General features: G+C 72.9%; 18 protein-coding genes. 12 read left to right on the forward strand and 6 right to left on the reverse strand.

What is annotated here, in order from left to right; translation table 11 throughout:
* The first annotated feature begins 370 nt into the window (after nucleotides 1-370).
* The 4 genes from WMF42_RS14555 to WMF42_RS14570 all read left to right on the forward strand — a co-directional run bounded on the left by WMF42_RS14555 (nucleotide 371) and on the right by WMF42_RS14570 (nucleotide 3,576).
* The gene (locus WMF42_RS14555; RefSeq protein WP_233560992.1) at nucleotides 371-991 is read left to right on the forward strand and encodes a MotA/TolQ/ExbB proton channel family protein; all 621 of its coding nucleotides are present in this window, start codon (nucleotides 371-373) and stop codon (nucleotides 989-991) included.
* A 223-nt stretch (nucleotides 992-1,214) separates the two neighbouring features.
* Nucleotides 1,215-1,784, forward strand: a complete 570-nt coding sequence (locus tag WMF42_RS14560) for an ExbD/TolR family protein (RefSeq protein ID WP_061605613.1) — start codon at nucleotides 1,215-1,217, stop codon at nucleotides 1,782-1,784.
* A gap of 15 nt (nucleotides 1,785-1,799) precedes the next feature.
* Entirely contained in the window at nucleotides 1,800-2,381 is a 582-nt protein-coding gene (locus WMF42_RS14565) for an ExbD/TolR family protein (protein WP_061605612.1), read from the forward strand.
* Nucleotides 2,382-2,643: 262 nt separating this feature from the next.
* Nucleotides 2,644-3,576: a hypothetical protein gene (locus WMF42_RS14570; protein WP_061605620.1), complete on the forward strand. Its 933-nt coding sequence runs from the start codon at nucleotides 2,644-2,646 to the stop codon at nucleotides 3,574-3,576.
* A 31-nt stretch (nucleotides 3,577-3,607) separates the two neighbouring features.
* On the opposite strand, the gene WMF42_RS14575 is transcribed toward WMF42_RS14570, so the two are convergent.
* Genes WMF42_RS14575 through WMF42_RS14585 form a run of 3 tightly spaced genes read right to left on the reverse strand, consistent with a single transcriptional unit; the run spans nucleotide 3,608 to nucleotide 6,986 of the window.
* The gene (locus WMF42_RS14575) at nucleotides 3,608-4,912 is read right to left on the reverse strand and encodes a DUF4147 domain-containing protein (RefSeq protein WP_437692502.1); all 1,305 of its coding nucleotides are present in this window, start codon (nucleotides 4,910-4,912) and stop codon (nucleotides 3,608-3,610) included.
* Nucleotides 4,909-5,655: a hypothetical protein gene (locus WMF42_RS14580; RefSeq protein ID WP_437692504.1), complete on the reverse strand. Its 747-nt coding sequence runs from the start codon at nucleotides 5,653-5,655 to the stop codon at nucleotides 4,909-4,911. Before WMF42_RS14580 ends, WMF42_RS14575 begins: the two co-directional genes overlap by 4 nt.
* Nucleotides 5,655-6,986, reverse strand: a complete 1,332-nt coding sequence (locus WMF42_RS14585; protein ID WP_061605609.1) for an HD domain-containing protein — start codon at nucleotides 6,984-6,986, stop codon at nucleotides 5,655-5,657. The genes WMF42_RS14580 and WMF42_RS14585 overlap by 1 nt, the downstream gene beginning before the upstream one ends.
* Before the next feature lie 425 nt (nucleotides 6,987-7,411).
* On the opposite strand from WMF42_RS14585, the gene WMF42_RS14590 reads away from it, so the two are divergent.
* From WMF42_RS14590 to WMF42_RS14600, 3 genes are all read left to right on the forward strand, one after another.
* A complete protein-coding gene (locus WMF42_RS14590) occupies nucleotides 7,412-7,579 on the forward strand; it encodes a hypothetical protein (protein ID WP_437692506.1) in 168 nt (55 codons plus the stop codon).
* A gap of 379 nt (nucleotides 7,580-7,958) precedes the next feature.
* The gene (locus WMF42_RS14595; RefSeq protein WP_061605608.1) at nucleotides 7,959-10,076 is read left to right on the forward strand and encodes a hypothetical protein; all 2,118 of its coding nucleotides are present in this window, start codon (nucleotides 7,959-7,961) and stop codon (nucleotides 10,074-10,076) included.
* Between the two features lie 275 nt (nucleotides 10,077-10,351).
* A complete protein-coding gene (locus WMF42_RS14600; protein WP_437692508.1) occupies nucleotides 10,352-12,070 on the forward strand; it encodes a serine/threonine-protein kinase in 1,719 nt (572 codons plus the stop codon).
* A 31-nt stretch (nucleotides 12,071-12,101) separates the two neighbouring features.
* On the opposite strand, the gene mutH is transcribed toward WMF42_RS14600, so the two are convergent.
* Together mutH and WMF42_RS14610 are read right to left on the reverse strand one after the other, a co-directional pair.
* Nucleotides 12,102-12,785 (reverse strand): DNA mismatch repair endonuclease MutH, encoded by a 684-nt coding sequence (mutH, locus tag WMF42_RS14605; protein ID WP_081426091.1) that lies wholly within the window; start codon nucleotides 12,783-12,785, stop codon nucleotides 12,102-12,104.
* Between the two features lie 219 nt (nucleotides 12,786-13,004).
* The gene (locus WMF42_RS14610; protein ID WP_437692511.1) at nucleotides 13,005-16,562 is read right to left on the reverse strand and encodes a protein kinase domain-containing protein; all 3,558 of its coding nucleotides are present in this window, start codon (nucleotides 16,560-16,562) and stop codon (nucleotides 13,005-13,007) included.
* Between the two features lie 329 nt (nucleotides 16,563-16,891).
* On the opposite strand from WMF42_RS14610, the gene WMF42_RS14615 reads away from it, so the two are divergent.
* Together WMF42_RS14615 and WMF42_RS14620 are read left to right on the forward strand one after the other, a co-directional pair.
* Nucleotides 16,892-18,091, forward strand: a complete 1,200-nt coding sequence (locus tag WMF42_RS14615; RefSeq protein ID WP_061612131.1) for an aminotransferase class V-fold PLP-dependent enzyme — start codon at nucleotides 16,892-16,894, stop codon at nucleotides 18,089-18,091.
* Nucleotides 18,092-18,193: 102 nt separating this feature from the next.
* Complete coding sequence (locus WMF42_RS14620) at nucleotides 18,194-20,185, forward strand: FTR1 family protein (RefSeq protein ID WP_061612130.1); 1,992 nt, start codon at nucleotides 18,194-18,196, stop codon at nucleotides 20,183-20,185.
* A 45-nt stretch (nucleotides 20,186-20,230) separates the two neighbouring features.
* Here WMF42_RS14620 and WMF42_RS14625 read toward each other — a convergent pair whose 3' ends face one another.
* A complete protein-coding gene (locus WMF42_RS14625; protein WP_233562468.1) occupies nucleotides 20,231-21,088 on the reverse strand; it encodes a metallophosphoesterase in 858 nt (285 codons plus the stop codon).
* Nucleotides 21,089-21,275: 187 nt separating this feature from the next.
* On the opposite strand from WMF42_RS14625, the gene WMF42_RS14630 reads away from it, so the two are divergent.
* The 3 genes from WMF42_RS14630 (at nucleotide 21,276) to WMF42_RS14640 (ending at nucleotide 25,011) form a co-directional block, all read left to right on the forward strand.
* The gene (locus tag WMF42_RS14630; RefSeq protein WP_437692514.1) at nucleotides 21,276-23,024 is read left to right on the forward strand and encodes a phosphoenolpyruvate carboxykinase (GTP); all 1,749 of its coding nucleotides are present in this window, start codon (nucleotides 21,276-21,278) and stop codon (nucleotides 23,022-23,024) included.
* Between the two features lie 262 nt (nucleotides 23,025-23,286).
* Nucleotides 23,287-23,844 (forward strand): GbsR/MarR family transcriptional regulator, encoded by a 558-nt coding sequence (locus WMF42_RS14635; protein ID WP_061612128.1) that lies wholly within the window; start codon nucleotides 23,287-23,289, stop codon nucleotides 23,842-23,844.
* 156 nt (nucleotides 23,845-24,000) lie between these two features.
* Nucleotides 24,001-25,011: a polyprenyl synthetase family protein gene (locus WMF42_RS14640; RefSeq protein ID WP_061612127.1), complete on the forward strand. Its 1,011-nt coding sequence runs from the start codon at nucleotides 24,001-24,003 to the stop codon at nucleotides 25,009-25,011.
* Nucleotides 25,012-25,085 lie beyond the last annotated feature (74 nt).

The raw sequence follows: 25,085 nt of genomic DNA on the forward strand, positions 1-25,085 counted from the left end.
TCACGGGCCCCGGGGGTGACGACGCGAAGTCAGTCTTGGACGACAGGTGAGAGAGCTGGGACGGCGCCGGGCGCCGGGACCAGGAGAGACGATCAGGACTCTTGCAGAGGTCAGCGCCGCTCGGCTAGCGTCCCGTGGGCATCTCGCCAGAGAGCGACAGGAGCACGTCGTCCACGGCCAGCGCCGCCAAGCGAAATAGGCCTCTCATCCGTTCTTACGTGTGAGTGAAAGACTGCCGCCCTCGGCAACACGAGTCTGACAGAGGGAACCGATCGAGTTGCGCGAAACCTCATCCCGGGGACGCGAGGCGAACTGGAGGACAGAAGCAATGCACGGAGCGTATGAAGCTTTCAAAGAGGGTGGATGGGGTATGTGGCCCATCCTGTTCTGGTCGATCCTCACGATCGGCATCATTGTCGAGCGCGCCCTCTACCTGTTCGGCTCGTCCATCAACAAGGACGTCTTCCTCGCCACCATGCAGAAGTGCATCCTGGCGGGCGATGTCGCCAAGGCTGTGAAGATGTGCTCCGCGGCGAACGCGCCGCTGGCCCGCATCGTCCAGGCCGGTCTCGTCAAGGTGAACCGCCCCGACGAGGAGGTCCAGGCGGCGATGGACGAGGCGGCTCTCCGTGAGCTGCCGAAGATCTCGGCGCGCACCTCGTACCTCGCGCTGCTCGCGAACCTCGCGATGCTCTCCGGCCTGCTCGGGACCGTGACGGGCCTCATCAAGTCCTTCGGCTCCGTCGGCGGCGAGTCGGTCGATCCGAGCCAGAAGGCTCGCGTGCTCGCCCTCGGGATCTCCGAGGCCATGAACTGCACCGCCTTCGGCCTCGGCGTGGCGATCATCGGCCTCATCGGCTTCGCCGTGCTGAACGGCAAGACGCAGCACATCGAGGACGACATCAACGAGGCGTCGGTGCAGATCCTCAACCTGGTCGTCTCGAACCGTCAGAAGGTGAATGTCGCTGCGGTCGGCCAGGCGGCTGCCTGATGGTCCTCGGCGGGCCCGGGTCGTCGAGCGCCTCCCGCGCGCTTCCACCTGGGCCCGCTCCCGTGCCTCGAAGCCCCGGACGGCGGCTTGCGCCGCCGGGGCCCCGGGAACTTCAGCAGAGCGGCGAAGTCAGACCCAGCATGGTGGCCCTCCGCGAGCTGCGGGCAGGGCGTTCCCGCAACAACTTGGATAGGTGAGCCCAGGCTCACGTTGGGAAGGCAATATGGGCGGCGTAGACGTCGGCGACGGCGGCGGCAAGAAGCGGGCGACGAACTCGGATATCAACATGATCCCGTTCATCGATCTGCTGATGGTCACGATTGCATTCCTGTTGATCACGGCGGTCTGGGTCACCAACTCGCGCATGAACGCGGACGCCCAGGTCCCCGGTCCGCCGGACCCCAACAAGGAGCTCACCCCGCAGACGCCGGAGAAGGTGCTGAACCTGCACATCGGCGAGAGCGAGTTCGGGCTCGTGTGGAAGCAGGGCGCGACGGTGGTCAACGAGGTCAAGGTCCCCAAGACCCAGATCGAGGTCGGCGACGCGTCCTCGAAGATCGTCCGCTACCCCGAGCTGGCGAAGCGGATCGAGGAGGAGTGGAAGACGCACGGCGGCCATCGCGACCCGAGCGACAAGAAGCTCGACCAGGCCATCCTCCACACCGACAACCGCACGCCGTTCAAGGAGATCGTCGCGGTGCTCGACGCGCTCTACGCGCCGAAGCGCGAGATGAGGCTGCCGGACGGGAACAAGCAGGTCCCCGTGTTCAACATGACGTTCTCGGTCCGCTGAGGCAGGAGCGCGCACATGGATAGGTTCAATCCGAAGCACCACAAGAACCCCCACGCCCACGTGATCCATCAGCCGGGCCGCCGGCTGATGAAGGGGGTGCCGCTCCGGTTCGTGTGGAACAAGGTGTCGGGGCACGGCGCACGCAGCCCGAACGCGGGGCTCAACCTCGTGAGCTTCATCGACTTCCTCATCGTGACCGTGATCTTCCTCCTGATGTCGTTCTCCGCGTCGGGTGAGATCGCCGTCGATAAGAACGTCAAGCTCCCGAAGGCGGAGAACGTCGATGACATCATCGACGCGCCGATGGTCGCGGTGAACGGCAACCAGATCCTCGTCGACGGCGCCCTGGCCGGGTCGACCCGCGCGATCGAGGAGCTCGGGCGTCTCCAGAAGATCGACGAGCTCTTCAACCTGCTCAAGAACAAGCGCGAGCTGTGGAAGCAAGTGCAGCCGAACAAGCCGTTCCCTGGCGTGTGCATCCTCCAGGTCGATCAGAACGTGCCCGCGCTGGTCGTGAAGAGCGTGTTCCAGACCGCGGCGTTCGCCGGTTACCCGAACGTCAGCTTCATGGTCGGCAAGCTCCCGAAGTCGCAGTGATCCTCGCTTCTTGACCTATCAAGCAGAGAAGATAGGGGCGCGCTGGGCGATGCCCGGCGGCCCCGGTCACCCTCGGACGTGGTGGCACCAGCGGCGCGATCGGCGCAGCCGTCCCCTCCGCGCAGCTCGTGTGGAGGAGGCTGTTCCGCGCGCGTGATCGGGCCGGTGCCCCCTGCGTGGAGCCTCTCCTATGTCCTCTGAACAGCCGCCCCGCGAACGCGGCTTGCCTTCGGTCTACAAGGCGCGGGAAGCGCGCTCGAAGATGCGCTGGCCCCCGGTGAAGTTCTGGGGTTACACAGCCCTCGTCCTCGCGGTCTCGGCGATCCTGCACTGGAAGTGGTCCCAGGGGCAGATCGAGAGCGCGCGCCAGAAGCTGATGGCGCGGCAGCGCGCCGTCGCCGTCGAGCTCGGCCCGCGCTGGCTCCCGATGCGCGAGCGCGTCGAGGGCTGGACCCTCGATCTGTCGCAGAGCGCGGGGGCCGAGCTCGTGGACCGGGAGGCGCTCAAGGCGTGGAATTTCCGCGAACTTGCGGGCATTTACCTGCGCCTTCGGGTGGACGAGGCGACGAGCGTCGACGCCGTCCGGAAGAACGCGCAGCAGTCGCTCCGCGACGCGTTCACCGCGTGCCTCCTGCGGGTGCCGAACCCGAACCCGCTGGCGGGCGCGGAGTGCAAGCGCACGCGGGATTGCACTGCGGGCGAGTACTGCAACGAGGCCGAGCGCTGCTCGCGGCCCGCGCAGCCGTTCAACCTGCGCGTCGCGTACCGGACGATGCACGTCCTCTCGGACGAGTGGGTGCGCGACGCGCAGGACGCCTCGAGCGAGCTCCGCCTGCGGCTCCTGGAGTCGAGCTTCGAGGACACGATGCGGGACGACGTGCCGCTCGCGGCGGAGCTCCTCACGCGGGCGCAGTACTACCTCCTCGTGCTCGACGAGCCCGCCGAGGGCGCGACGACCACCGAGGCGCTGCTCGCGGTGCCGCACATGGCGCGGGTCGGCGTCTGGCGGCTGTCGGACGGCAAGCCGATCCTGCGCGTGCGCAGGGAAGCGAGCGGCAACTTCATCGGCGGAACGCCGTCGGTCGAGGGGGGCGCGCTCGAGGCGCGGCAGCGGCAGGCGAACAGCTGCGCCCTGGCGCTCGCGGTGCGCGAGGCGATGGGCGACACCACCGCGACCGGCGCCGAGCCGCAATGAGGCCGCGGGGCGATCGGCGCGCCCCGCGAGATCAGCGCGCGGCCACGGCGCAGGTGAAGTCCCGCGCGACGATGTGCACGTCCGTGAGGTTGTGACCGGTCGGCCCGATCTCGAGCCGCGTGCCGAGGGCGCGGTGAGCGGCGGCGTCGTCGAAGCGCGCGAGCGCCGCCTCGATCGCGCGGTCGTCCATCGCGGCCGCTGCCGCGCGGGCGACGACCGCGCCCGCTGCGCCGGAGCTGCCGTCCGCGCCGTCGGTGGCCGCGCAGAGGAGCACGACGTCCGGCGGCAAGTCGCGCAGGGCGGCGAGCGCGATCCAGCCCGCGCGGCCGCCGGCGCCGCGCTCGGCCGGCAGCGCGAGCGTCGGCTCGCACGGGATCACGGCCGCTTCGCCAGGGGCGAGCGCGCGCGCGAGCGCGAGGCGACGCTCCACGATCGCGCGCGCGTCGCCCTCCTCCGCCGCGGCGGCGACGGCGCGGAGCCCTGTCCGGGCGGCTAGGGCGGCCGCCACGCGCTCGGCGAGCTCCTCCGGACCCGCGAGCAACCGCGTCTCCAGGAGCGGCGCGTCCGCCGGCTTCAGCGACTCGCTGAGCGCGGGCGCGAGCCGCGAGAGCTGCGGGGCCCAGCGGTCGAGCGCGGCGCGCGCCTCCTCCACGCGCGTCGGGTCCGGGACCGTGGGCCCTGAGCTGATGTCGTGCGGGAGCCCGCCCACGACGTCGCTCATGAGCAGCGTCAGCACGCGCGCCGGAGCTGCGGCCGCCGCGAGCCGCCCGCCCTTGATCCGCGAGAGGTGGCGACGGACGAGGTTGACGTCCTGGATCGGGGCGCCTCCTTCGAGGAGCGCCGCCACGAGGGCCTGCTTGTCGGCGAGCGACACGCCCGGCGGCGGCGCCGAGAGCAGCGCGGAGGCACCGCCGGAGATGAGGGCGAGCAGGAGATCGTCGGGCCCGAGCGCGGCCACGATCGCGAGCGCCGTCGCGGCCGCGGCCATGCTGCGGTCGTCGGGGATCGGGTGCGCCGCGCGCATCACCTGCAGCGGGCGCAGCGCGGCCTCGTCGGGATCACTCCCAGCAGCGTGCGGATCGCGCGCGGAGAGCGCGGCCGCCGCGACGGTGACGGCGAGCCCCCCGGCGATCCTGTCTGCCCAGCGACTCCGGAGCGCGCCCTGAGCCATGCCGAGCGCCGCCTTGCCCGCCGCGATCACGACCACGCGGCCGCTCGGCGTGGCCGCCTCGGCGTCGATCGCGCGCTCGACGAGCCCTGCAGGATCGAGCTCCGCGAGCCCGGCGCGGAGCGCGCCCACCAGCGCCGCGCGCAGCCCGTCGAGCGCCGCGCTCACGGGCTCCTCGCCCCCGCCGTGCCGCCCCTCCCCGCCACCTCGACGGGGGCGCGGCCCCGGGCATAGGAGCGATCGCCGGCGTCGACGAGGTGCACCCGGAGGACGTGGTGCCAGCTCAGCGTGACCGACAGGAGCGCCCGCTGCGCGTCGCGCGCGCTCTCGCCGCCGGCGAGCTCCGGCCCGCGCCAGCGGAGCGCGCCGCGCAGGCCGAGGAACGGGCCCGTGGCGTCTCCCAGGAGCGGCACGTCGAGCGACAGCGAGAGCTCCAGCCCGGGCTCAGGGGCGAGGCCGGCGCCCGGCGGTGCCTCCCAGAACGAGCCCACGCCGAGCGCGACGGAGTCGAGGAAGAGGTCGAGCCAGGGCGGCCCGCGCTCGAGATCGCTCGCGTACCGGGCGAGGAAGAGCGGCTGGAGGAAGACGCCGCCCGCGAGCGAGCGCGCGACGGGCGTCCCCTTGGCGCCGAGCGCGTCGATGTAGTGCGCGTAGAGCCCGGCGGTGTGCAGGTAGACCGCAGCGCCGCGCGCGCAGAGCGCCGGTCCGCCCTCCGCGAACGAAGCGCCGGCGCCCAGGCGCAGATCGAGATCGCCGTCGAGGCGGCCGTACGCGCCGTCGTTCTCGGCGCGCGCCGTGGACGCTCCGGCGAGCGCCGCGAGCGCCGCGACGCCGGCGAGCGCCGTGGCGCTGGCGCGGCGTCGCGGCGCCGGATCGAGCGACCCCCGGGTTGCTTTCTTCGATGTTGCCATCAGCGTATCAGCGCCTCCCGCACCGCGTCCCGCAGCTCGGGCGCGAAGAGGATCCGGGTGCGCGTCATGGTCTCGTTGCGCAGCCGGTCCAGCAAGAAGGACACCTCGGCGGGGCGCCGCGGGCGTCCTCTCGGGTAAACGACGAGGAGCGACTCGTCCTCGGCGTAGGGCGTGTCCTCGGCGACGTCGACGCCGACGTACACTTCCGGGTCGAGCCCCGCGGCCTGCGCGATCCCGCGCACCGTCTCCAGCGCCACCCCGCGCCGCGCGTCGCGCTCGGCGGTCCCTTCGCCGGGCTCGGGGAACAGCTCGAGCGCCTTGAAGAGCGAGCGCGCGCGCAGGCGGCGGGCGAGATCGGAGAGCACGGGATCGGGCGCCGCCTCCCAGGCGTGGATCGCCCCGAGCAGGACCTGATCGTCGAGCTCGATGTATTCCCCGAACGTCGGCATATCGCCGGACGCCATCGCGGCGATGGCGGCGGGCACCTCGGGGATCCGGTCTCCCTCGGCGAGCCGGGCGACGACGCGCCGGAGGATGGCGCCGATCATCCACTCCGCGCTCCGCGTCGTCTTGTGAAAGTAGACCTGCTGGAACATGAAGTAGCGCGCGAGCAGGAACGACTCGATAGCGCTCATCCCCTTGGTCCCGTCGATGGCGAGCGACGGAGCAGGCGGGGCGGACGCGGCGCCGCCGCCGGGCATCTCCACCTGGACGTCGCTGAACCTGAGGCTGCGCAGCAGCCACGGCAGGTCGTACTCGCCGTAGCGGACGCCGGTCGCGTGCGCGTCGCGCAGCAGGTAGTCGCACCTGTCGACGTCGAAGGTCCCGCTCACGGCCTTGGCGAGGTAAGGCAGCTCGTGTCGACCGCCGATGAGGTCGGCGACCCGCTGCGGCAGGTACGGGTCCTGGCGCACGAGCACCTGGTGCACGTCCGAGGACGGGTCGAGCAGGATGCGCTCGGTCCATCGTTCATGGTGGAGCGCGCCCGGCATCGCTTCCTCGAAGAGGTGCGAGAGCGGGCCGTGGCCGAGATCGTGCAAGAACGCTGCGGCGATCGCGTCGCGCGCGCGGTCGCTGGTGACCCTTTGCCAGAACGGGAGGTCGCGATCGATCTGACGGAGCCTCGCGATCAGGAGGCGCATCACATGGGCGGCGCCGAGCGCGTGCGCGAAGCGGGTGTGCTCGGCGCCCGGGAAGGCGAGCGACGTCAGCCCGAGCTGACGGATGCGCCGCAGCCGCTGCACCTCGCGGGCGCCGAGCAGGCGCGGAACGATGGCCGCCTCGCCGCTCTCGAACTCGATGAGGCCGTGTACCGGGTCGCGCAGGATCAAGATGGGTCTCCACGCGACCGCATGGGCGCAGGGGGCGCCGGGTCACTCGGGAGTTGCCTGATGATGTCGAACCGCGCGCGTGCGCGACGAGTGGGGGGCTGGTCGCTTCGGGCGTGCGGTGCGGAGCTTCGGGCGTGCGGCGTGGAGCACGGCATGATGCGCCTCGACAGGGGCGGGAAATCAGGGAGGTGTGCGACGTTCCCACGCGAGCGCACGGGAAGGCAAGGGCGCCTGTCGCGGAGCGCCCTCGTGAGCGGTCCGGCGACCCGGTCGTCGCCTCCCGCGAGGACGCCAAGCGCGCGGCGCCGAGCCGCCCCGATCGAGGTGCGCGACGGGCGCCCCGCCGCGGGAAGGGACCGGAGCGCCGGCGCGGGATCCTGCGGATCGACGTCGCGTGACAAACGTCGAACGCCAAGAGCAACGCCGTGACGCTGAACGTGAAGACGAGCGCGACGATGAACGTAATACTGAAGGTGAAGACGAACGGCGCCGCGATGAACACGATGAGCAGCGCGGAATGTGTCACGGCGCGCGTCGGGCACCGCAGCACCGCGAGCGTGCCGACGCACGCGAGCCGCGCGGGCGCCTGGTGAGCGCGTACGAGCGTATACGTGGTCGACGGGGCGTGTGCCGGGGGGCGTGACACGAGACGTCGAGATGGCTCAGGTGCGCGCAACGGCGAGATGCGCGAGGACACGCAACGACACGCGCGGCGCGTGGCGCACGACGGCGCGCGACCCCGGCGCGGACGAAGCAGACGAAAATGAGAACGGGGAAGGAAAGTGCTCGATTTCTTGAAGCTGGACGAGCATCCTGGTGTACGTTAGGAGGCTGGCTATTCCGCTGGTTAACGTGGGTCATTGGATATCCCGGAGATAGGTCGAGAACATGACCACGACCAACGGACGACAGTCGGGGCGGGGACATCCTGCAGATGAGGAGCTAGGTCGGGTGACGCGCGAATCGGGAGGCATGGCGAGCAGTGACGAGGCTGAGCTCGACGAGTCGCCGAGGCGGCTCGACGCCATCCTCCGTGCGCTTCCAGAGTCGGAGCTCAAGGGCCTCATCACGCGGATGGGGATCCGCATCGACGCCGCGAAGCGCATCGACGCGCCGTCTCAGGCGGCGCGCGCGCTGGTCGGCCTCCCCGACGTGCGCGACCCGTCGCGGCTCCCGACCGCCAGCCGCGAGCTGCTCCACCGCATCGCCGAGGCGGGGGGCGTGCTCGTCGTCCCCTCGCTCCCGGCCGGGCTCGAGCCGCTCATCGCCCGCGGCGTCGTCTACGCGCGCAAGACCGACGAGGGCATCGAGCTCGTGCTCCCGGCGGCGTTCCTCGTCCAGCTCAAGAGCTGGGAGAGCGAGGACCCCCGCGCGATCCGGGCGCTGCTGGCGCAGGCGCCCTTCGAGACGATGAGCGCGATCGCGACGCACTACCTCGGCCGCCCCGCCACGCCGCCCATCGCGCTGTCCCTCGAGGTCGCGTGGGAGACGCTGAGCGATCCGGAGCGGCTGCGCGAGGAGATCGACCGCCTCGCGCCCGTCGAGCGCCGCCTTCTCGAGGCGATCGAGTCCGTCGGCGGCGAGGTCGACACGCAGGAGCTGCTCGATCTCGAGCGGGAGCCGATGCGCCTCCGCAGCGCGAGCGGGGTGACGGCGAGCCGCCGCGGGGCGGGCTTCGCGCTCGAGCGCCGCGCCTTTCTCATTCCGATCCATCCGAACCGGCACGTCGTGCCCACCGAGGTGGCCGCCATCGTCGGCGCGGATCGCCGCCGGATGCGCGAGAAGCGGCGGGAGCAGATCCGCTCGTTCGTCCTCGAGGAGGACCACGCGCCGCGGCGCGCTCGCTTCGCCTCGGATCCCGGGATGCTCGCGCTGGCGCTCGGGTACTGCGTGCGCGAGCCAGGCAGCGACGTGCGCCCCGGCGTCGGGACGCCGCGGTCGCTGCTCGTCCGGCTCGCGCAGCGCTTCGGGCGGGACGTCGAGAGCGTCGCGCTCGTCGCCGCGCTGTCGCGCGCGGTCGGGCTCTGGGACGCGTCGGCCGCATCGCCGGCCACGCCGCCTGGCTCGCTCCAGGTGCAGGAGCTGACGCCGCTCCTGTTCACGACGTGGCGCCGCGGCGGCGCGTGGGACGAGGCGCGCGCCGAGCGGGAGGTGCTCCGGGTCGCGTCGGACAACCGCGACGCGAGCCCGATCAGCGCGCTCCGCGAGATGGTGCTCGACGCGCTGCACGACCTCGGCGAGGGCCGCTGGGTGCCCTGGCAGTCGCTGCAGGGCTACCTCGCCGCCGACGAGCGGATCGCCGGGGTCGAGCGGCTGGTCCGTCGCTGGGCCGAGCGCGCCTCGGTCGAGGCGCCGGAGATCCCGGAGATCACGCGACGGATCGCGCTGGAGTCGCTGCCCGCGCTCGGCATCATCGATCTCGGTGGTGCCGAGGACGCGGCCAGCGCGGAGCTCGCGCTCCGGCTGACGCCGCGCGGGCGGGCGCTCCTCGCGGGCGCTGCGCCGAGCTCGGACAACAGCAAGAGCAAGTTCGTGGAGGCCCACGCGCTGCGCGTCGGCACCGGCGCCAGGGTCTCGGCCGTGCTCGGGCTCTCGGCGTTCGCCGAGATCGGCCGCGTCGGCGACCAGGTCGATCTTCTGCTCACGCCGCCCTCGATCGCGCGCGCGCTGTCGGTGGGCCTCGACAGCGACGCCCTGCGGGCGCGCATCGAGGCGGTCGCGCCGCTGCCGGACACGATCTCGCGCATGCTCATCCAGGCGAGCGTGGTGATCGGCAAGGCGAGCTTCGTCGGCGCCTCCGGCTTCCTCTGGATCGAGGACCCCGAGATCCGCGAGCTGCTCCGCAGCCGCAGGCCGGCCGCCGAGATGTTCGTCGATCCATCGCCCCCCTCGGGCCTGCTGATCGAGGCGGGCGTGGATCTGGAGCGGCTCATCCGGCGCTGTCGCGCGCTCGGCGTCGAGATCGAGGCCGACCTCGGCAACCTCAAGGCGACGCGACAGACGCCGGCGCACGGCACCGAGGGGCCGCACCGGACCTCATCGACGGCGAACATGCGCCGCTCCAGGACCCCGCCGGCGCGCACCCGCTGAGCTCGCTGTGCGCCGGCATCGCGCGGACACGGGCGCGGGGCCGGTTCTGATCAGCAGCGCGCCAGCGACGTCGGCTCCAGCAGACCACGGAGGCGCTCCGAGGGCGGAGGCTCCGCTCGCGGTGTGCCATGGGCGCAGGACGGCTTCAAGCCGCGCCCGCTTGCGCATCTCCCGCGCGCTCGTCCCACCTGCGCGGAGGTTTTTCGCAGCCCTTTGCATTCCTGCGACGTGAGGGGAATCGCTTCGCCGGAGCGCGACGTGTATACCTTAGCTCGATGGCGCGCTCCTCTGGAGAGCCGGACTCGACCGACGGAGACGACCCGGTCGGCCCGGAGACGGCTGCGTTTCCGCTCGGCGCGGGGGAACCCAAGGCCGACAACGTCTACACGATCGCGCCTGGCACCGTCATTGCGCGCAAGTACCGCGTCGAGCGCACGATCGGCCGTGGCGGCATGGGCCTCGTGGTGGAGGCGCTGCACCTCGATCTCGATACGCGCGTCGCGATCAAGTTCCTGCTGCCAGAGTTCATGTCGTACACCGAGGCGGCGGAGCGGTTCATGCGCGAGGCGCGCACGGTCGCCAAGCTGCAGACGCACCACGTCGTCCGCGTGCTCGACGTCGCCGCGCTGGACAGCGGCGAGCCGTACATGGTCATGGAGCTGCTCGACGGCGAGGACCTCGCGTGCCACGCCGCCGAGGCGGGCACGCTGGCGATCGGCGAGTGCATCGATCACATCGTCCAGGCGTGCGAGGCGCTCGCGGAGGCGCACGCGCTCGGGATCGTCCACCGCGATCTGAAGCCGGCGAACCTGTTCCTGACGAAGCGCCCCGACGGCGCGCCGCTCATCAAGGTGCTCGACTTCGGCGTCTCGAAGATCCTCACCGGCGACACGGGCAACGTCTCGCTCACGCAGACGACAACGATCCTCGGCTCGGCGCTGTACATGTCCCCGGAGCAGATGCGCTCGTCGAAGAGCGTCGATCCCCGCACGGACATCTACGCGCTCGGCGTGTGCCTCTTCGAGATCATCGGTGGCAGGCCGCCGTACGTGGCCGACAGCTTCCCGGAGCTCTGCGCGAAGATCTACACGTCGCCGCCCGAGCCGCTCCAGGACCTCCGCCCCGAGGTGCCCGAGGGCCTCGTTGAGGTGATCGAGAGGTCGATCGCGCGCGAGCCCGAGGATCGTTACCAGTCGATCGCGGAGTTCGTGCAGGCGCTCGCGCCGTACGCCGCGCCGGGCACGCGCACGACCATCGCGGGGATCCTCCGCCTGCACGCCGCGGAGCTCGACCTGCCGCCGCCCGCCTCGCGCGCGGCCATGACGAGGACCCTGTCCCGCGCGTCGCGCACGAGCAGCGGCGGCCCGTCGGTGACCGACAAGGGCGCGCGCACCGCAAGCTCCACGCCGCCGTCGGACGACGAGGCCCCGCGCCGGCGGCGCACGCTGCTCTACGTGGCCGTCGGCGCCGTCGCGGTCGTCGTGGGCGCGTGGGGGGCGCTCCAGTTCCAGCGCAGCCGGTTCGCCCTGGGGGGCAGCGACGTGACGACCAACCCGGCGGTGCCTTCGCCGAGCGAGACGGCGGCGTCCGTCGAGCCCGCGCCGCCGTCGCAGGCGCCGGCCATGCCGGCCGCGGCGCCGAACGTCATCCCCGCAGGCGACGCCGAGAACGCGGGCGCCGCCGTGACGAGCGCGGGCGCAGCGGACGCCGGGGTGGCGGACGCGGGCGTCAGCTCGAGCGAGGCAGCGGCGGACGGCGGCACCGGAGCGGCCGCGGCAGCCACGACAGCGCCGGACGCGGGACCCGGCAAACCGTCGCGGGGCGGCGGGCGAGGGCGCGGACGCCAGGCAGGGGGCACAGGAGCGGCTCCCGCTGACGATCCGGAGCCGCCGCGCACCGTCGCGCCGGCGGTGACCGTGAACAGCGATCTCTCGATGGAGACGTGCACCGCGACGATGCCGGACGGCACCAAGAAGGTCGTCCCCTGCAAGTGACGCGCGGCGAGCCCGCGCGTCCGCGGCCCGATCACGCCGGCATCGCGGCCGGATCGCCCAGGATGGCGCCGGTGAAGCTGGAGCGCAGGTAGAAGCCGCGCGGCAGCGCCGCGATGATCTCCCCGTCGCGCCCGAACGCGAGCGTCCGCGAGCGCCCGGTCGCGGCCTTCGGCCGCACCTGTAGCCAGCGCCCTGCGCGCGCGGTGAGCGCCTCGATGGCGCCGATGCCGATGAGCCCCATCAGGTCCTCGAAATCGGCGCGCAGGACGCCCTCCTGCGCCTCCGTGGGCCGCCAGAGCCGCGGGGCGCCGAGCCGTCGCTCCTCGCTCGGCTGGCCCGGCGCGGCGATGATCGGGATCCAGAGCACGTGGGCGAGCTTCGCGCGAGCGCGCGACGTCTCCCACTCCGCGCGATCGGCGTCCGACAGCGAGATCGAGCAGACGAACGTCGATTCCTGCGGCGCGCCGGCCGCGTCCACGGGGATCGTCTTGAGCTCGATCCCGAGGTGGGGGAAATCGGGCCTGGACGTCGAGCCGGCGGTCGCGCCGAGCGCGCGTTCCACGAGCGCGCCGGCCGCTCCCTTCGTGCGAACGCCGCCGCGCGGCACCGCGCGCTGGAGCGCGCGCGCCAGCTCAGAGAGCGTCATGCCCGTCAGCGCGGCCGCGCGGCAGCGGAGGTCGGCTTCATCGCGAGGCGGTTCCAGGGCCGGGATCAACACGCCGCCCTTAGAACATCGACCGACGCGACTCCAGCGCTCCGGCGCGATCGAGATAGGTTGGCCGCCGGGATGCGCCGGTACGTCGATGGGAATCGAGCAGCGCTGACCCGGGGGCCATGGCGGCCTGATTTACGCGGCCCCCCCGAACGCGCCGCCAAGAAGAAGCCTACTGCCTAAATCCCTCTTTGGACCGCCGGATTTCTGAGGAAAAGTGAGTCAGGAATTTCCCGTATGGCTCTTGCGGGATCCAGCGACGCTGTGCCTCGCAGCCCGCCCGTCGTCGAGCGGCCACCTCAGGTCGGCGAGCTGACCGGTGATGCGGAGGAGCATCTCCCGCAACGAGGAGGCAGTCGCCCGGTCCCGCGGGTTGTGTCGTAGGCAGGCATACAAGAACGCCCCGATATCGGCGGTCCGGGCATCATCGGCCAGGCGCTTGACCGGCGCGGGCAGCCCGTCGTGCGTGACGTGCGCTGTGATGAGCGCGACCTCGGTGGGCCCGTCGAACAGCGTCCTCCCGGTGAGGAGCTCGTAGGCGAGGCAGCCGAAGCTGTAGACGTCGGCCGTGAGCGGGGTCGGGGTGACCCCGGGTGGAACGACCCCCCAGATCTCCGGGGCGCCGTAGCAGCCGGTGGCGCAGCCCGGGCGGATGTGGCGGCCCGCCAGGCCGAAGTCGACGAGCACGGGCTCGCGCCCGCCCCGCAGGATCACGTTGGTCGGCTTGATGTCGAGGTGCCCGACGCCGACAGCGTGCATCGCCTCGAGCCCGGCGAGGATCCCGTCGAGCAGCGCCACGGCGCTGCGCGAGGTGAGGCCGCGCGCGTCGAGCAGCTTGTCGCAGCGGATGCCCTCGATGAGCTCCATCACGAGGATCGGCTTGGGGCGGGCCCCCGCGTCGAACGTGACGAAGCCGGCGAGGTTCGGGTGATCGGGCAGCGAGAGGAGCGCGCCCGCCTCCTCCCGGAACAGCCGGAGGAAGTCGGCCTCCGAGACGCTCCGCGCCGCCGTGTGATCGTACTCCGGCACCTTGAGCGCAAAGCGCTCGGCCGACGGATCGTGCCGCTCCTCGGTGCGGGTGACGACGAACACCGTCCCCAGCGAGCCGCCTCCGAGCTGGCGGTGCACGTAGAAGCCGCCGAGCGTGCGCCGGTTCGGCAGCCACGCGGGCAGCGGCTGCTCGGGCAGCGTGACGCTGCCCGGCGCGCTCGGGCGCCGGACCGGGAGCCGCATGATGCGCGGCACGACGAGGGCGACCACATCCGCGAGCGCGCCCGGGATGCTCGCGCGCGCGGCCGAGACGAGCGCCTCGACCGGCGCGGCGACGCCCATCTCGACGCCCTCTTCCTCCTCTTGCAGCGCGACCTCGATCGCCAGGCGCAGCGGCTCGGTCGCGCCGGCGGGCGCGGAGGCGGGGTGCTCCCCGCAGCGCCGGCGAGCGCCGGCCGTGAGCTGCGCGAGCCGCGCCAGGGCGTCCTCCAGGGCGCTGAGCGGCGAGGCGTCCGCGTCCCCGTCGCCCGCCCCTGTCAGCGCGCTGAGCGCGCCGGCCGTGTTCACCGCCCCGAGCGCGCGCGCGAGGCGGGCGAGCGCGCCGCGAACGATCTCCGTGCGCTGCGAGGCGCCCGCGGGCAACGCCGTGACGAGCGCGTCGAGGGCGGCGATGCGCTCGAGCGCCGCGCGCGCGCGCTCGGCCTCGGCGAGCTCCGCGTCGAGCGACCCCTGCCGCGTCGACCGGACCGACACCGCGGCGTCGCTGTCGGGCGCGCGCCCCCCGCGCGCGCCGCCCTCGCGCCCCCCGCGCGCGAACCGCGCGTAGGCGCGCAGGAGCTGGGCGACGTCCGGGTGCATGCTGGCCTCCCCGAGCACCTCCAGGTCGTCGGGGTCGCCGCCGCGCATCGCCGCGTGCAGGAAGATGTCGGCCGCGTCGGCGGCCCCCTCGCGCACGAGCGCGTCGAGGCCGCGGGCGACCGACGCGGCGATGGCGCGGCGGAGCGACGAGCCGCGGTCGGCGCGCAGCCGGTCGAGCAGCACGCCGATCGCCCCCGTCCAGCGCGCGAGGACGCGCGCCTTGAGCTCGGGCTCGCCGCCGAAATCGGTGCTCTCGCCGTCGATCAGGTGGATGAGCGCGCGCAGGTTGCGCTGGTGCACGGTCACGTGCAGGGGCGGCGAGGCCCTCGCGCGCGCGGCAGGCCCCTCGGCGCGGAGCAGCCAGCGGGCGAGCCGCTCGTCGAGATCGTCCAGCGAGGCGACCCCGGTCGCGTCCTCGCTCGGCCGGCGGCTCAGGAGCAGCAGGCTCTTCAGCAGGCCGGAGCCGAGCAGCTCCGTATCGAGCTCGCGCACGAGCCCCACCGCGGCCCTGCGCGCCGCGGTGCTCTGCCCGTCGTCGAGATCGCTGAGCTCGATCTCCTCGAGCGCCCCCACGACCTCGGCCGCCAGGGCGTACGCCTCGAGCGCGCGGCCGTGCGCCTCGCGCGGCCCGGTCTCGACGAACGCGGCGACGGCGCCGTCGAGCGCGCCGCGCAGCAGCGCGACCCCGGCGCCGTCCATCGAGAGGTCGCGGTGGACGACGCGCGCGAGCGCCGCCAGGCCGTCGTCGCGCGCGTGCGCGCTGGGCGGCGCCTCGAGCGCGTCCTCGAGCGCGCGGGCGCACCGCGCGGCGGCGCGGGCGCCGAGCGGCTCGCCCCGGCTCATCGCCCCGCGGAGGTCGCGCCGCAGCTCGACGATCGCCTCGGCCGTCGACATCGGCGACGCGCGCGCGATCTCGTCGAGCAGCGCGTCGGCGGCCTCGGGCTCCGCGTCGGCCGCGACGGGGAGGCCCCACGCCATCGCCGTGGCGATGCCCGGGTCGGCCGTGAGCAGCGGGCCCCGCAGCAGCTCGACGGCGCGGCGGAGCGCGCCGTCCGGGTCGACGGCGATGCTCGCGGCGAGCGACGCGGCCCCGCGTCGCCACTCGGTGGGGGAGAGATCCTGGCCGAGCAGCGCGCGCACCTCGTCGGCGAAGTCGGGCAGCAACCCCGCGAGCAAGCCGCGCGCCGCGGCGACGTGGCGCCAGACGAGCGGCTCGCGGTCGGCGAGGAGCGTCTGCCACGCGAGCGCGATCCCGTCGGCGCTGCGGTCGAGGTCGCGCCGGCGTCCGTCGCTGACGTTGCGGAAGACGCGGAGCGGGAGGTCGTCGCCTTGCATGGCCCTTCGGGTCGCCTCGCGCGCCGCGCGCTCGAGCAGGCGCGCGGCGAGGCGGCGCTCCGGGAGCGAGCCGGTCGAGGGCGCCGCGATCCAGTCGCGCGACAGCTCGCGCCGCGAGGCGAGCAGCAGCGCGAGCGGATCGACGGGGATGTCGGTGCCGGCCGGGAGCCAGAGCGAGAGCATGACGCGCGCGCGGATCCCCGCCCCGGAGAGGCCGCGGGCCGAGCCGGCGGCCATGCGCGTGGCGAGCGCGACGAACGTCGCCGCGTTGCCGGCGTAGAGCTGGTTGAGCACGCGCCGGCCGAGCTCGCGCCGCTCGGGTCCGTGCGGGAGCGCCCCGGCGATCTCGTAGAGCGCCACGCTCGCAGCGGCCGGCGCGAGCCAGCTCAGGTCGTCGAGCAGCCCGTCGGCCATGGCGGTCTGGACGCTCCGCAGCAGCCCGTCCGGGCTGAGGGAGTCGAGGGGGGTCGAGCCCTCGAGCGCGTCGACGAGGGCGATCGAGGCGATCGTCTGGCGGAACAGCGCGCGCCGGACGTTCGGGTCGTCGTGGGACGTGAGATCGACGAGCCCTTCGAGGTATTCCGCGCGCGGTCGCATCGGCAGGTTGCGCAGTCTAGCGCGACGGCGCGCCGGCCCCCCTCCCACGCCGCAGCAATCCTCGCGCGTCACGGAACCTCCCGCCCCCTCCGCTGTCGCGTCGCTCCGCCCGACCCCGGGAGAGCTACCTCCCCCTACGATGATCGGACGCGCCGGGGGCGCGCCCCGGCCGCGCGCCCCCGCCCGCCGAGGACGCAATCCGCACGTCGCGCGCAGGATCCACGGGCGGACCCGGTGGAAGTGAGCTCGGAAGTGGGTTAAGCGGGGACGCGCGGGGAGACTCACCGCCTCGCGCGCACGCCGCGCCACACCGCGACCGAGGAGCTGGAATGCAAGGAGACGCGGAACAGAGCTTCTCGTTCGACCTCGACGCGTTCCGCGCGGCGTACTCGCGCTTCCTCGCGCCCGCGGACGGCGAGGCGCAGCGCATCCTGCTCACGGGCCATTCCCACCAGGCCTGGCCCGACGTGGCGCGCGACGCGCTCGCGGCGTGCTTCGACGACGCCGCGCGGCTCGTCGACGACAAGTGGGACGCCGCGGTGTTCCCGAAGCGCGCGGCGGTCGGCGAGGCGATCCTGGAGCGGATGGGCTTCGATCGCGGCGACGCCATCGTCTTCGGCCAGAACACGCACGAGCTCGTCTATCGGCTGATCACGGCGTTGCCTCGGCGCGAGCGGCCGCGGATCGTCACGACCCAGGGCGAGTTCCACTCGCTCAGGCGTCAGCTCGCGCGCCTCGACGAGGAGGGCGTCGAGGTCGAGTGGGTGAGCGTCGAGCCGCGCGCCGCGCTCGCCGATCGGCTGCTCGCGGCGCTCCGGCCGGGCACGTCGATGCTCGCGATCTCGGCCGTGCTCTTCGAGAGCGCGACGGTGGTGCCGCGGCTCGACGAGATCGTCGCGCGCGCGGCCGAGATCGGCGCCGTCCCGCTCGTCGACGCCTACCACGCCTTCAACGTCGTCCCGGTCGCGTGGGGCCGCGCGGCGCCGCACGTCTTCGCTGTCGCGGGCGGCTACAAGTACGCGGCGATGGGGGAGGGGATCTGCTGGATGCGCGTCCCGCGCGCGAGCGAGCTGCGCCCGGTGTTCACGGGCTGGTTCGCCGACTTCGGCGCGCTCGCGGGCAGCGGCGGCGGCGTCGCGTACGCGCCCGGCGGCGCGCGCTTCGCGGGCTCCACGTTCGACCCCGCCGCGCTCTACCGCGCCGCCGCGGCGCTCGAGCACTGGGATCGCTTTGGCCTCACCGTCCCACGGCTGCGCGCGATCTCGCTCCGGCAGACCGGGCGCATCCTCGGCCTCCTCGACGCGGCGGGCCGCGCCGGCGACGTGATCTCGCCGCGCGAGCCCGAGCGGCGGGGTGGCTTCGTCGCCGTCCGCGCCGAGCGGGCAGGCGACATCGTCGAGCGCCTCCGCGCCCGGCGCGTGCTCGTCGACGCGCGGCGCGACGTGCTCCGCATCGGCCCCGCGCCGTACCTCACCGACGCCGAGATCGACGAGGGCGTCGCGGTCCTCCTCGAGGAGCTCGACAACTAGCGCCGCGCGCCGCCCCGAACGCCGGCGGCTCGCTCGCGCTCACGCACATTCGCGCCTCACTTCGCCTTGATCACCGCACACGGCCCGCGGTACTTTCTGAATATGACTATCAACTTCACGCGCGGCCAGCGGATGCTCGCATTCCTGTGTCTGGCTGCCGTGCTGCTGGGCGCTCCGCTCGCCCGCGCGGATCAGGGAGATCCACCCGAGATCGAGGCGCAGCGGCTCGTGCACATCCTCGGGTACATCGGCGCCGACTACGGCGGCTCCGTCGCCAACGGCGTCGTCACCGTGCCTGACGAGTACGCCGAGCAGCTCTCGCTCGCCGCGGACGGTGCGAAGATCGCGGCGCGCGTCCAGACCGCGATCCCCCCGGAGCGGCAGTTCGATCTCTCGGCGCGCATCGCGAAGCTCCGCGAGCTGCTCGACAAGAAGGCGCCGCCGGAGGACGTCGTCGCGCTGATCACGGGCCTGCGCGCCGAGCTCGTCGGCGCCTTCCAGATCGAGGAGGCGCCGCGCGCCGCGCCGAACGCCGCGCGGGGCAAGAGCCTCTACCAGGAGCACTGCGTCACGTGCCACGGCGAGACAGGGCGCGCCGACACCGCGCGCGCGGCCACGCTCACGCCCCGCCCGGTGAACTTCCACGACCCCGAGCGCGGCGAGGCGATCGCCCCGTACCGCGTCGTGAGCACCGTCCGCTTCGGCGTCGACGGCACGGCGATGGTCCCGTTCACGTTCCTCTCCGACGCGGACCGCTGGGATCTCGCCTTCTTCATCACGGGCCTGCGCCACGCCGACGTCGCCCCCGCGCCGGCCGGCGTCGCGCCCGCCTACACCCTCGCCGAGCTCGCGGCCCGCACGGACGCCGATCTGCGCGCCGAGCTCCGGAGCGCCGGCGTCCCGGCCGACGCCGAGGCCGCGGTGCTGGCCGATCTGCGGCTCCGCGCACCGTACGAGGACCGCGCCGCCCGCACCCCGCTCGGCCTCGTCCGCGTGAAGATCGAGCGCGCGCGCCAGGCGATCGCGCGGGGCGATCGCGACGCGGCCCGCGGGCACCTCATCGACGCGTACCTCGAGGGGATCGAGCCGATCGAGGCCCCGCTCCGCGCCGCCGACGCCTCGCTCGCCGCCGCGCTCGAGGCGCGCAGCATGGACCTCCGCGGCCACCTCGAGCGGGGCGCGTCCCCCGCCGAGCTCGGCGCTGTCATGGACGCGCTGCTGCGCGACGTCGGCCGCGCCGAGGCGCTCCTGTCGCCCGCCGCGGCGCCGAAGAGCTTCGCGTCGACGGCCCTCTCGAGCGCCGGCATCATCCTGCGCGAGGGGGTCGAGGCCGCGCTCCTCATCGCCGCGCTCCTCGGGCTCGCCGCCCAGGCGGGGCTCGCGGACAAGCGGCGCTTCGTGCACCTCGGCTGGATCACCGCGCTCGGGCTCGGCGTCCTCACGTGGATCGCCTCTGCCCGCATCGTCGCGATCTCCGGGGCGCAGCGCGAGCTCATCGAGGGCGTGACGGCGCTCCTCGCGACGGCGGTGCTGTTCTACGTGAGCTACTCGCTGCTCGCGAAGCGCGAGGTCGCCCGCTGGATGAAGTTCCTGAAGGCGCAGATCTCGCCGCGGCGCGCGGCGCTCTCGCTCTTCGGCGTCTCGATGCTCGCGGCGTACCGCGAGGCGTTCGAGACGGTGCTGTTCTACCAGGCCCTGCTCGCCTCGAACGCCTCCGCGACAGCGGCCCTGGCGGGCGCCGTGGGGGGCGCTGTGGTGCTCGTGGCCGTTGTCGCGGCCTACACGCGCGCCGGCAGGTTCGCTCCCCCGCAGGTCTTCTTCCGCATCTCCAGCTACCTCCTCTACGCGCTCGCGGTCATCTTCGCCGGGCAGGGCGTGGCCGCGCTCCAGATGGCCGGCAAGGTGCCTGTCCACGCGCTGCCCTTCGGCGGCGTGCCCGCCCTCGGCATCTTCCCGACCGTGGAGACGCTCGCCGCCCAGCTCGTCCTGGTGATCCTCGCGCTCATCGGCATCCTCGCGGAGCGCCGCCACGCGAGCGCGGCGCCGAAGCCCCCCGCCCCGCCCGCCCAGGTCGCGCCCGGCCCCGCGGCGTGAGCGTCGCGCCGCGGAGAGCGCCGTCGAGGCCCTCTCGGCGGCCGCTCAGGGCTCGCTGTGCACGCGCGGCGCTTCGGGGTACAGCGCCCGGAGCCCGCGCCACGCGACGTCGGCCGCGCTCTCCGCGGGCTCGGCGAGATCCCACTCCAGGTAGAGCTTGTCGCCGTCGTAGCAGCCGAAGCTCGTCGAGAGGCAGAGCAGCGGCTCGCGCTCGGTGGCGTACCCTGCGCGCGCGACGTCGTGCCCGTAGACGGCCACGCGGGCATCCGGATCGAGCGCGCGCAGGAAGGCGTGGGCGCGCTCGCTCGAGGTGCTCCGCGCCCAGAGCAGCGCGCCGAGCGTCCCCTGCAGGCTCATCTCCGTGAGCGGCACGTCGACGAACCCGTCGAGCGGGAGCCGCTCGAGATCCTCGCGGCTCTGGATGCGCGCGTGCGGCGCGGCGTGGACCATGACCATCCGGGCCGTGTGCGCGACCGCGACGAACGGCCACCCGCGGAACCAGCTCCGCATCGCCAGCGTGTCCTCCGGGCCGAGGAGGTCCTCGAGCCGCTGGGCCTCGTCTGGAAAGAATTTCGCCACCACGGGGCCGCCGACATGCGCATGCTCGTGGTTGCCAAGCAGGTAATGAACCCTACCGGGGTGGCGATCTGCGAGGCTCCTCGCCTTTTTCAACAAGGTCACGGAGTCGCCCCGGTAAAACGAACCCAGGTAATCAGGCCATTCGCCCTCATCGAGCTCGGGGCCGTGCACCAGGTCGCCCGTGACCACGAGCACCGCGCCGTCGCGGCTGGCCGCCGCCTGCTCGAAGATCTCGGCGATTCGCTCGAAATCCGCGACATTCCCCTGAAAGTCGGTGGCGACGATCAGTCTGCCCCGCTCGGGGAGGTCGACGACACGCTGCACGTCTCCAGCATAGCCGAACGCCCCTGCTTCTCCTTGCGCGAACTGAGCCCGCTCACCGTCACCTTGGCTTTGTCGCCGCGCGTTGCTGCGCGGCGCCCAGTCCGCCAGGTCATCCAGATTTGCTGCATTAATACAGCAACACTGTCCCTTGGCGGTCCTTCTGGCCCGGGCTAGGCTCCCTCGCTGTATGCAACACCGGAATCTTTCAGCGTGGGTCGACGAGGTCGCGCTGCAGACGCGGCCCGATCGGGTCGTCTTCTGTGACGGCTCCGAGGCGGAGAACCGGGCGCTGATCCAGGGGATGCTGAGCGACGGCACGCTCCTCGCGCTCGACGAGGAGAGGTACCCCAACTGCTATCTTCACCGGAGCGATCCGACCGACGTCGCCCGAACTGAGCACCTCACGTTCATCTGTAGTCGGGACAGGGACGACGCCGGCCCGACGAACAACTGGATGTCGCCGAAGGAGGCCCCGCAGAAGGTCGGCCGGCTGTTCGACGGGGCGATGAAGGGGCGGACGATGTTCGTCGTTCCCTACCTGATGGGCCCTGTCGGGTCGCCGTCGGCGAAGGTCGGAGTCGAGATCACCGACAGCCCCTATGTCGTGGCGAGCATGCGGATCATGACGCGCATGGGCCGGGTGGCGCTCGACGCGCTGGGCAGCTCCGAGGAGTACTGCCGGGGGCTGCACTCGCTCGGCGACCTGAGCCCGGAGCGCCGTTTCGTCTGCCACTTCCCCGAGGAGCGGCTCATCTGGAGCATCGGCTCCGGGTACGGGGGCAACGCGCTGCTCGGCAAGAAGTGCTTCGCGCTGCGCATCGCGAGCACGATGGCGCGCGACGAGGGGTGGCTCGCGGAGCACATGCTCATCCTCGGCCTGGAGGACCCGGAGGGCCGCGTGACGTACGTCTGCGCGGCGTTCCCCAGCGCCTGCGGGAAGACGAACCTCGCCATGCTCGTGCCGCCCGCGTCCCAGAAGGGATGGAAGGTGTGGACCGTGGGCGACGACATCGCCTGGCTGCGGATCGGCCCCGACGGCAGGCTCTGGGCCATCAACCCGGAGGCCGGCTTCTTCGGCGTGGCTCCCGGGACGAGCTCGAGGACGAACCCGAACGCCCTTGCGACGCTGTCCCGCGACTCGATCTTCACGAACGTCGCGCTCACGCCGGAGGGGACGCCGTGGTGGGAGGGCTTCGATGGGCCGGCGCCGCCGGCGCTCACCGACTGGAGGGGCCGCCGCTGGACGCCGGACAGCAAGGAGCCCGCGGCGCACCCGAACAGCCGCTTCACCTCGCCGGCGCGCCAGTGTCCCTCCATCTCACCGGAGTTCGACGCCCCGGGGGGCGTGCCGATCTCGGCCATCGTTTTCGGCGGCCGGCGCGCGAGGCTCGCGCCGCTCGTCTGCGAGGCGCGCGACTGGGCCCACGGGGTCTACCTCGGCGCGACGATGGCCTCGGAGACGACCGCGGCGGCGACCGGGAAGGTGGGCGTCGTGCGCCGGGACCCGATGGCGATGCGCCCCTTCTGCGGATACAACATGGGCGACTACTTCCGGCACTGGATCGAGCTCGGCGAGCGCCGCGCGGCGTTCCCGAGGATCTTCCACGTGAACTGGTTCCGGCAGAGCGACGCGGGCAAGTTCCTCTGGCCGGGCTTCGGCGAGAACCTCCGCGTGCTGCGCTGGATCGCGGCGCGCGTGAGCGGGGCGGCGAAGGGCCGCGACACGCCGCTCGGGATCATGCCCGCGGAGGGGGAGCTCGACACGAGCGGCCTCGACGTGAACGACGAGGCGCTGCGCGAGCTCTTCGCCGTGGACCGCGACGCGTGGCTGGAGGAGGCGCGCGAGCGCGAGGCGTTCCTGACGTCGTTCGGCGCCCGCATGCCGGAAGCGCTGCTCCGGCAGAACCGGGATCTCGCGGCCCGGATGCAGGCGTGAGCCCGCGCCGGCTGCGCGGCGACGGCCGGCGCGGCCGGCGGTAGCGGAGTCCCCGACAGGACACTTCGAGCCACGTGGCCGGCGCCGAGGCGAGGGTCGCGGCCGTCCTCAGCGCGTGCGCCAGCCGCGCCGGACCCGGAGGCGAGCCGCGCCGGCCGCGCTAAAGCCGTGCCCGTCCGTTTCTCGCTGAGGACGGTCGGGAGCGCCTTGACGCCGGTCCAGCTTGGCCCACACACTTCATTCAGAAAATTTTGAAAGTTCAATGAGCCCTTCAACCGACATCCACCGTCAGGCGGAGCTGCTCGCGGCGGACGCGATCGGCGATGTCATCGAGCACTGGGGGTTCCGGCGGGTGCTCGGGCGGATCTGGACCGTCCTGTTCATCGCGGGCGGCGCCCTGTCCGCCGCGGAGATCGGCGAACGCCTGCAGGTTTCTTCCGGCGCGATGAGTATGTCACTGACAGAACTGCAGAGGTGGGGTGTAGTACGAAGGGTATGGAAACCGGGCGAGCGGAAGGAGTTCTTCGAGGCCGAGACGGACTTCTGGAAGATGATTTCCAAAGTGTTCGCCGAGCGCGAGCGGCTGATCGCCGACTCCGTGAGGGAACGGCTCGAGCGGGCGTCCGCGTTGCTCGAGGGCCTGCCGCCGACCGACGCGGCCCGGTTCAGCCTCGATCGGGTGGAGCGGCTCCTCTCGTTCGTGATCGTCGCGCAGACGGCGCTCGATGGGTTCATCAAGAGCAGGACCGTGGATTTCTCGCGGTTCGGGGATCTGGTCCGGTTCCCGATCCGCGCTGTGCGGTCCCGGCGAGGCGCATAGCGGGCTCGTGATTTCGGAGGGCTCGACCGCTACGTGGGCCCCGCGCGGTGCGGGGAGCAGCGTGCGCTCGTGCATCCAGGTGGAGATGGGATGACTGCGACAACAACGTTTACTGGGACGGTCCAGCGGAGCGATGTCGTCTCGAGCCTCGGAGGCATGTGCGCTGGACGCGGGCTCGACTCGCTCGCGGCGCGCCTCGCGGAGCTCAGGCGCCTGCTCGACGGGGACCTCGCGGATGTCGAGCGCGAGCTGGCGAAGGTCGGGCTGGACGGGGACACGCCGGCCCACCAGAGCGCGCGGCACCTGCTCGGGCTCAGCGGCAAGCGGCTGCGGCCCATCTGCGTGGCCCTGGCCGCCCACATCGGCGGCGGGTTCAACGAGGCCGCGCGGACGTTCGCGGTGGCGGTCGAGCTCGTCCACAACGCGACGCTCCTCCACGACGACGTTGTCGACCTCGGCGACCGCCGGCGCGGCGCGGACGCGGCGCGCGTCATCTACGGAAACGCCGCGTCGATCTTCGGCGGCGATTACCTCCTGCTCGACGCGCTCTGCAAGATCCAGGCGGCGGGCATGCCCGACGTGCTCGAGCGGGTGCTCCAGGTGATCAAGGAGATGGTCATCGCGGAGGCGCTCCAGCTCGCGTCGCGCGGCCGCGTGCGCACGAGCACGAGCGAGTACTTCCAGATCGTCGACGGCAAGACGGCCTCGCTGTTCCGCTGGGCGATGTTCGCGGGGGCGCGCGCGGGCGGCGTGAGCGAGCCGCTCTGCAAGGCGCTCGAGGGCTTCGGCACGAGCCTCGGGGTCGCGTTCCAGCTCGTCGACGACGTCCTCGACTTCGCGGGCGATCCGGAGGCGACCGGCAAGGCGCTGCTCACGGACCTGCGCGAGGGGAAGATGACCTACCCGCTGCTGCTCGCCATGGAGCGCGACCGGGAGCTCACGCCCGCCCTCGAGGCGCACTGCGCGACCGAGGACGCGGCGGTCGAGCCCGAGCTCGGCCGGCGCATCGCGCACATCATGATCGAGAAGCACGTCGTGGACGACTGCCTGGAGCTCGCGTCGCGGCTCTGCGGGGACGCGGTCCGGAGCATCGAGCCGCTCCCGGAGTGCCCGGCGAAGGCGGCGCTCGAGGGGGTCGCGATGTCGACCCCCCGGCGGAGGCGGTGAGCGGCGATGACGATCTCCCTGATGCAACGCGCGGCGCCCGTGGACGACACGGCCGAGCGCGCCCAGTCGACGCG

Origin of the sequence: Sorangium sp. So ce176, from assembly GCF_051519835.1 — a bacterium.
GTDB classification, from domain to species: Bacteria; Myxococcota_A; Polyangia; order Polyangiales; family Polyangiaceae; genus Sorangium; species Sorangium cellulosum_G.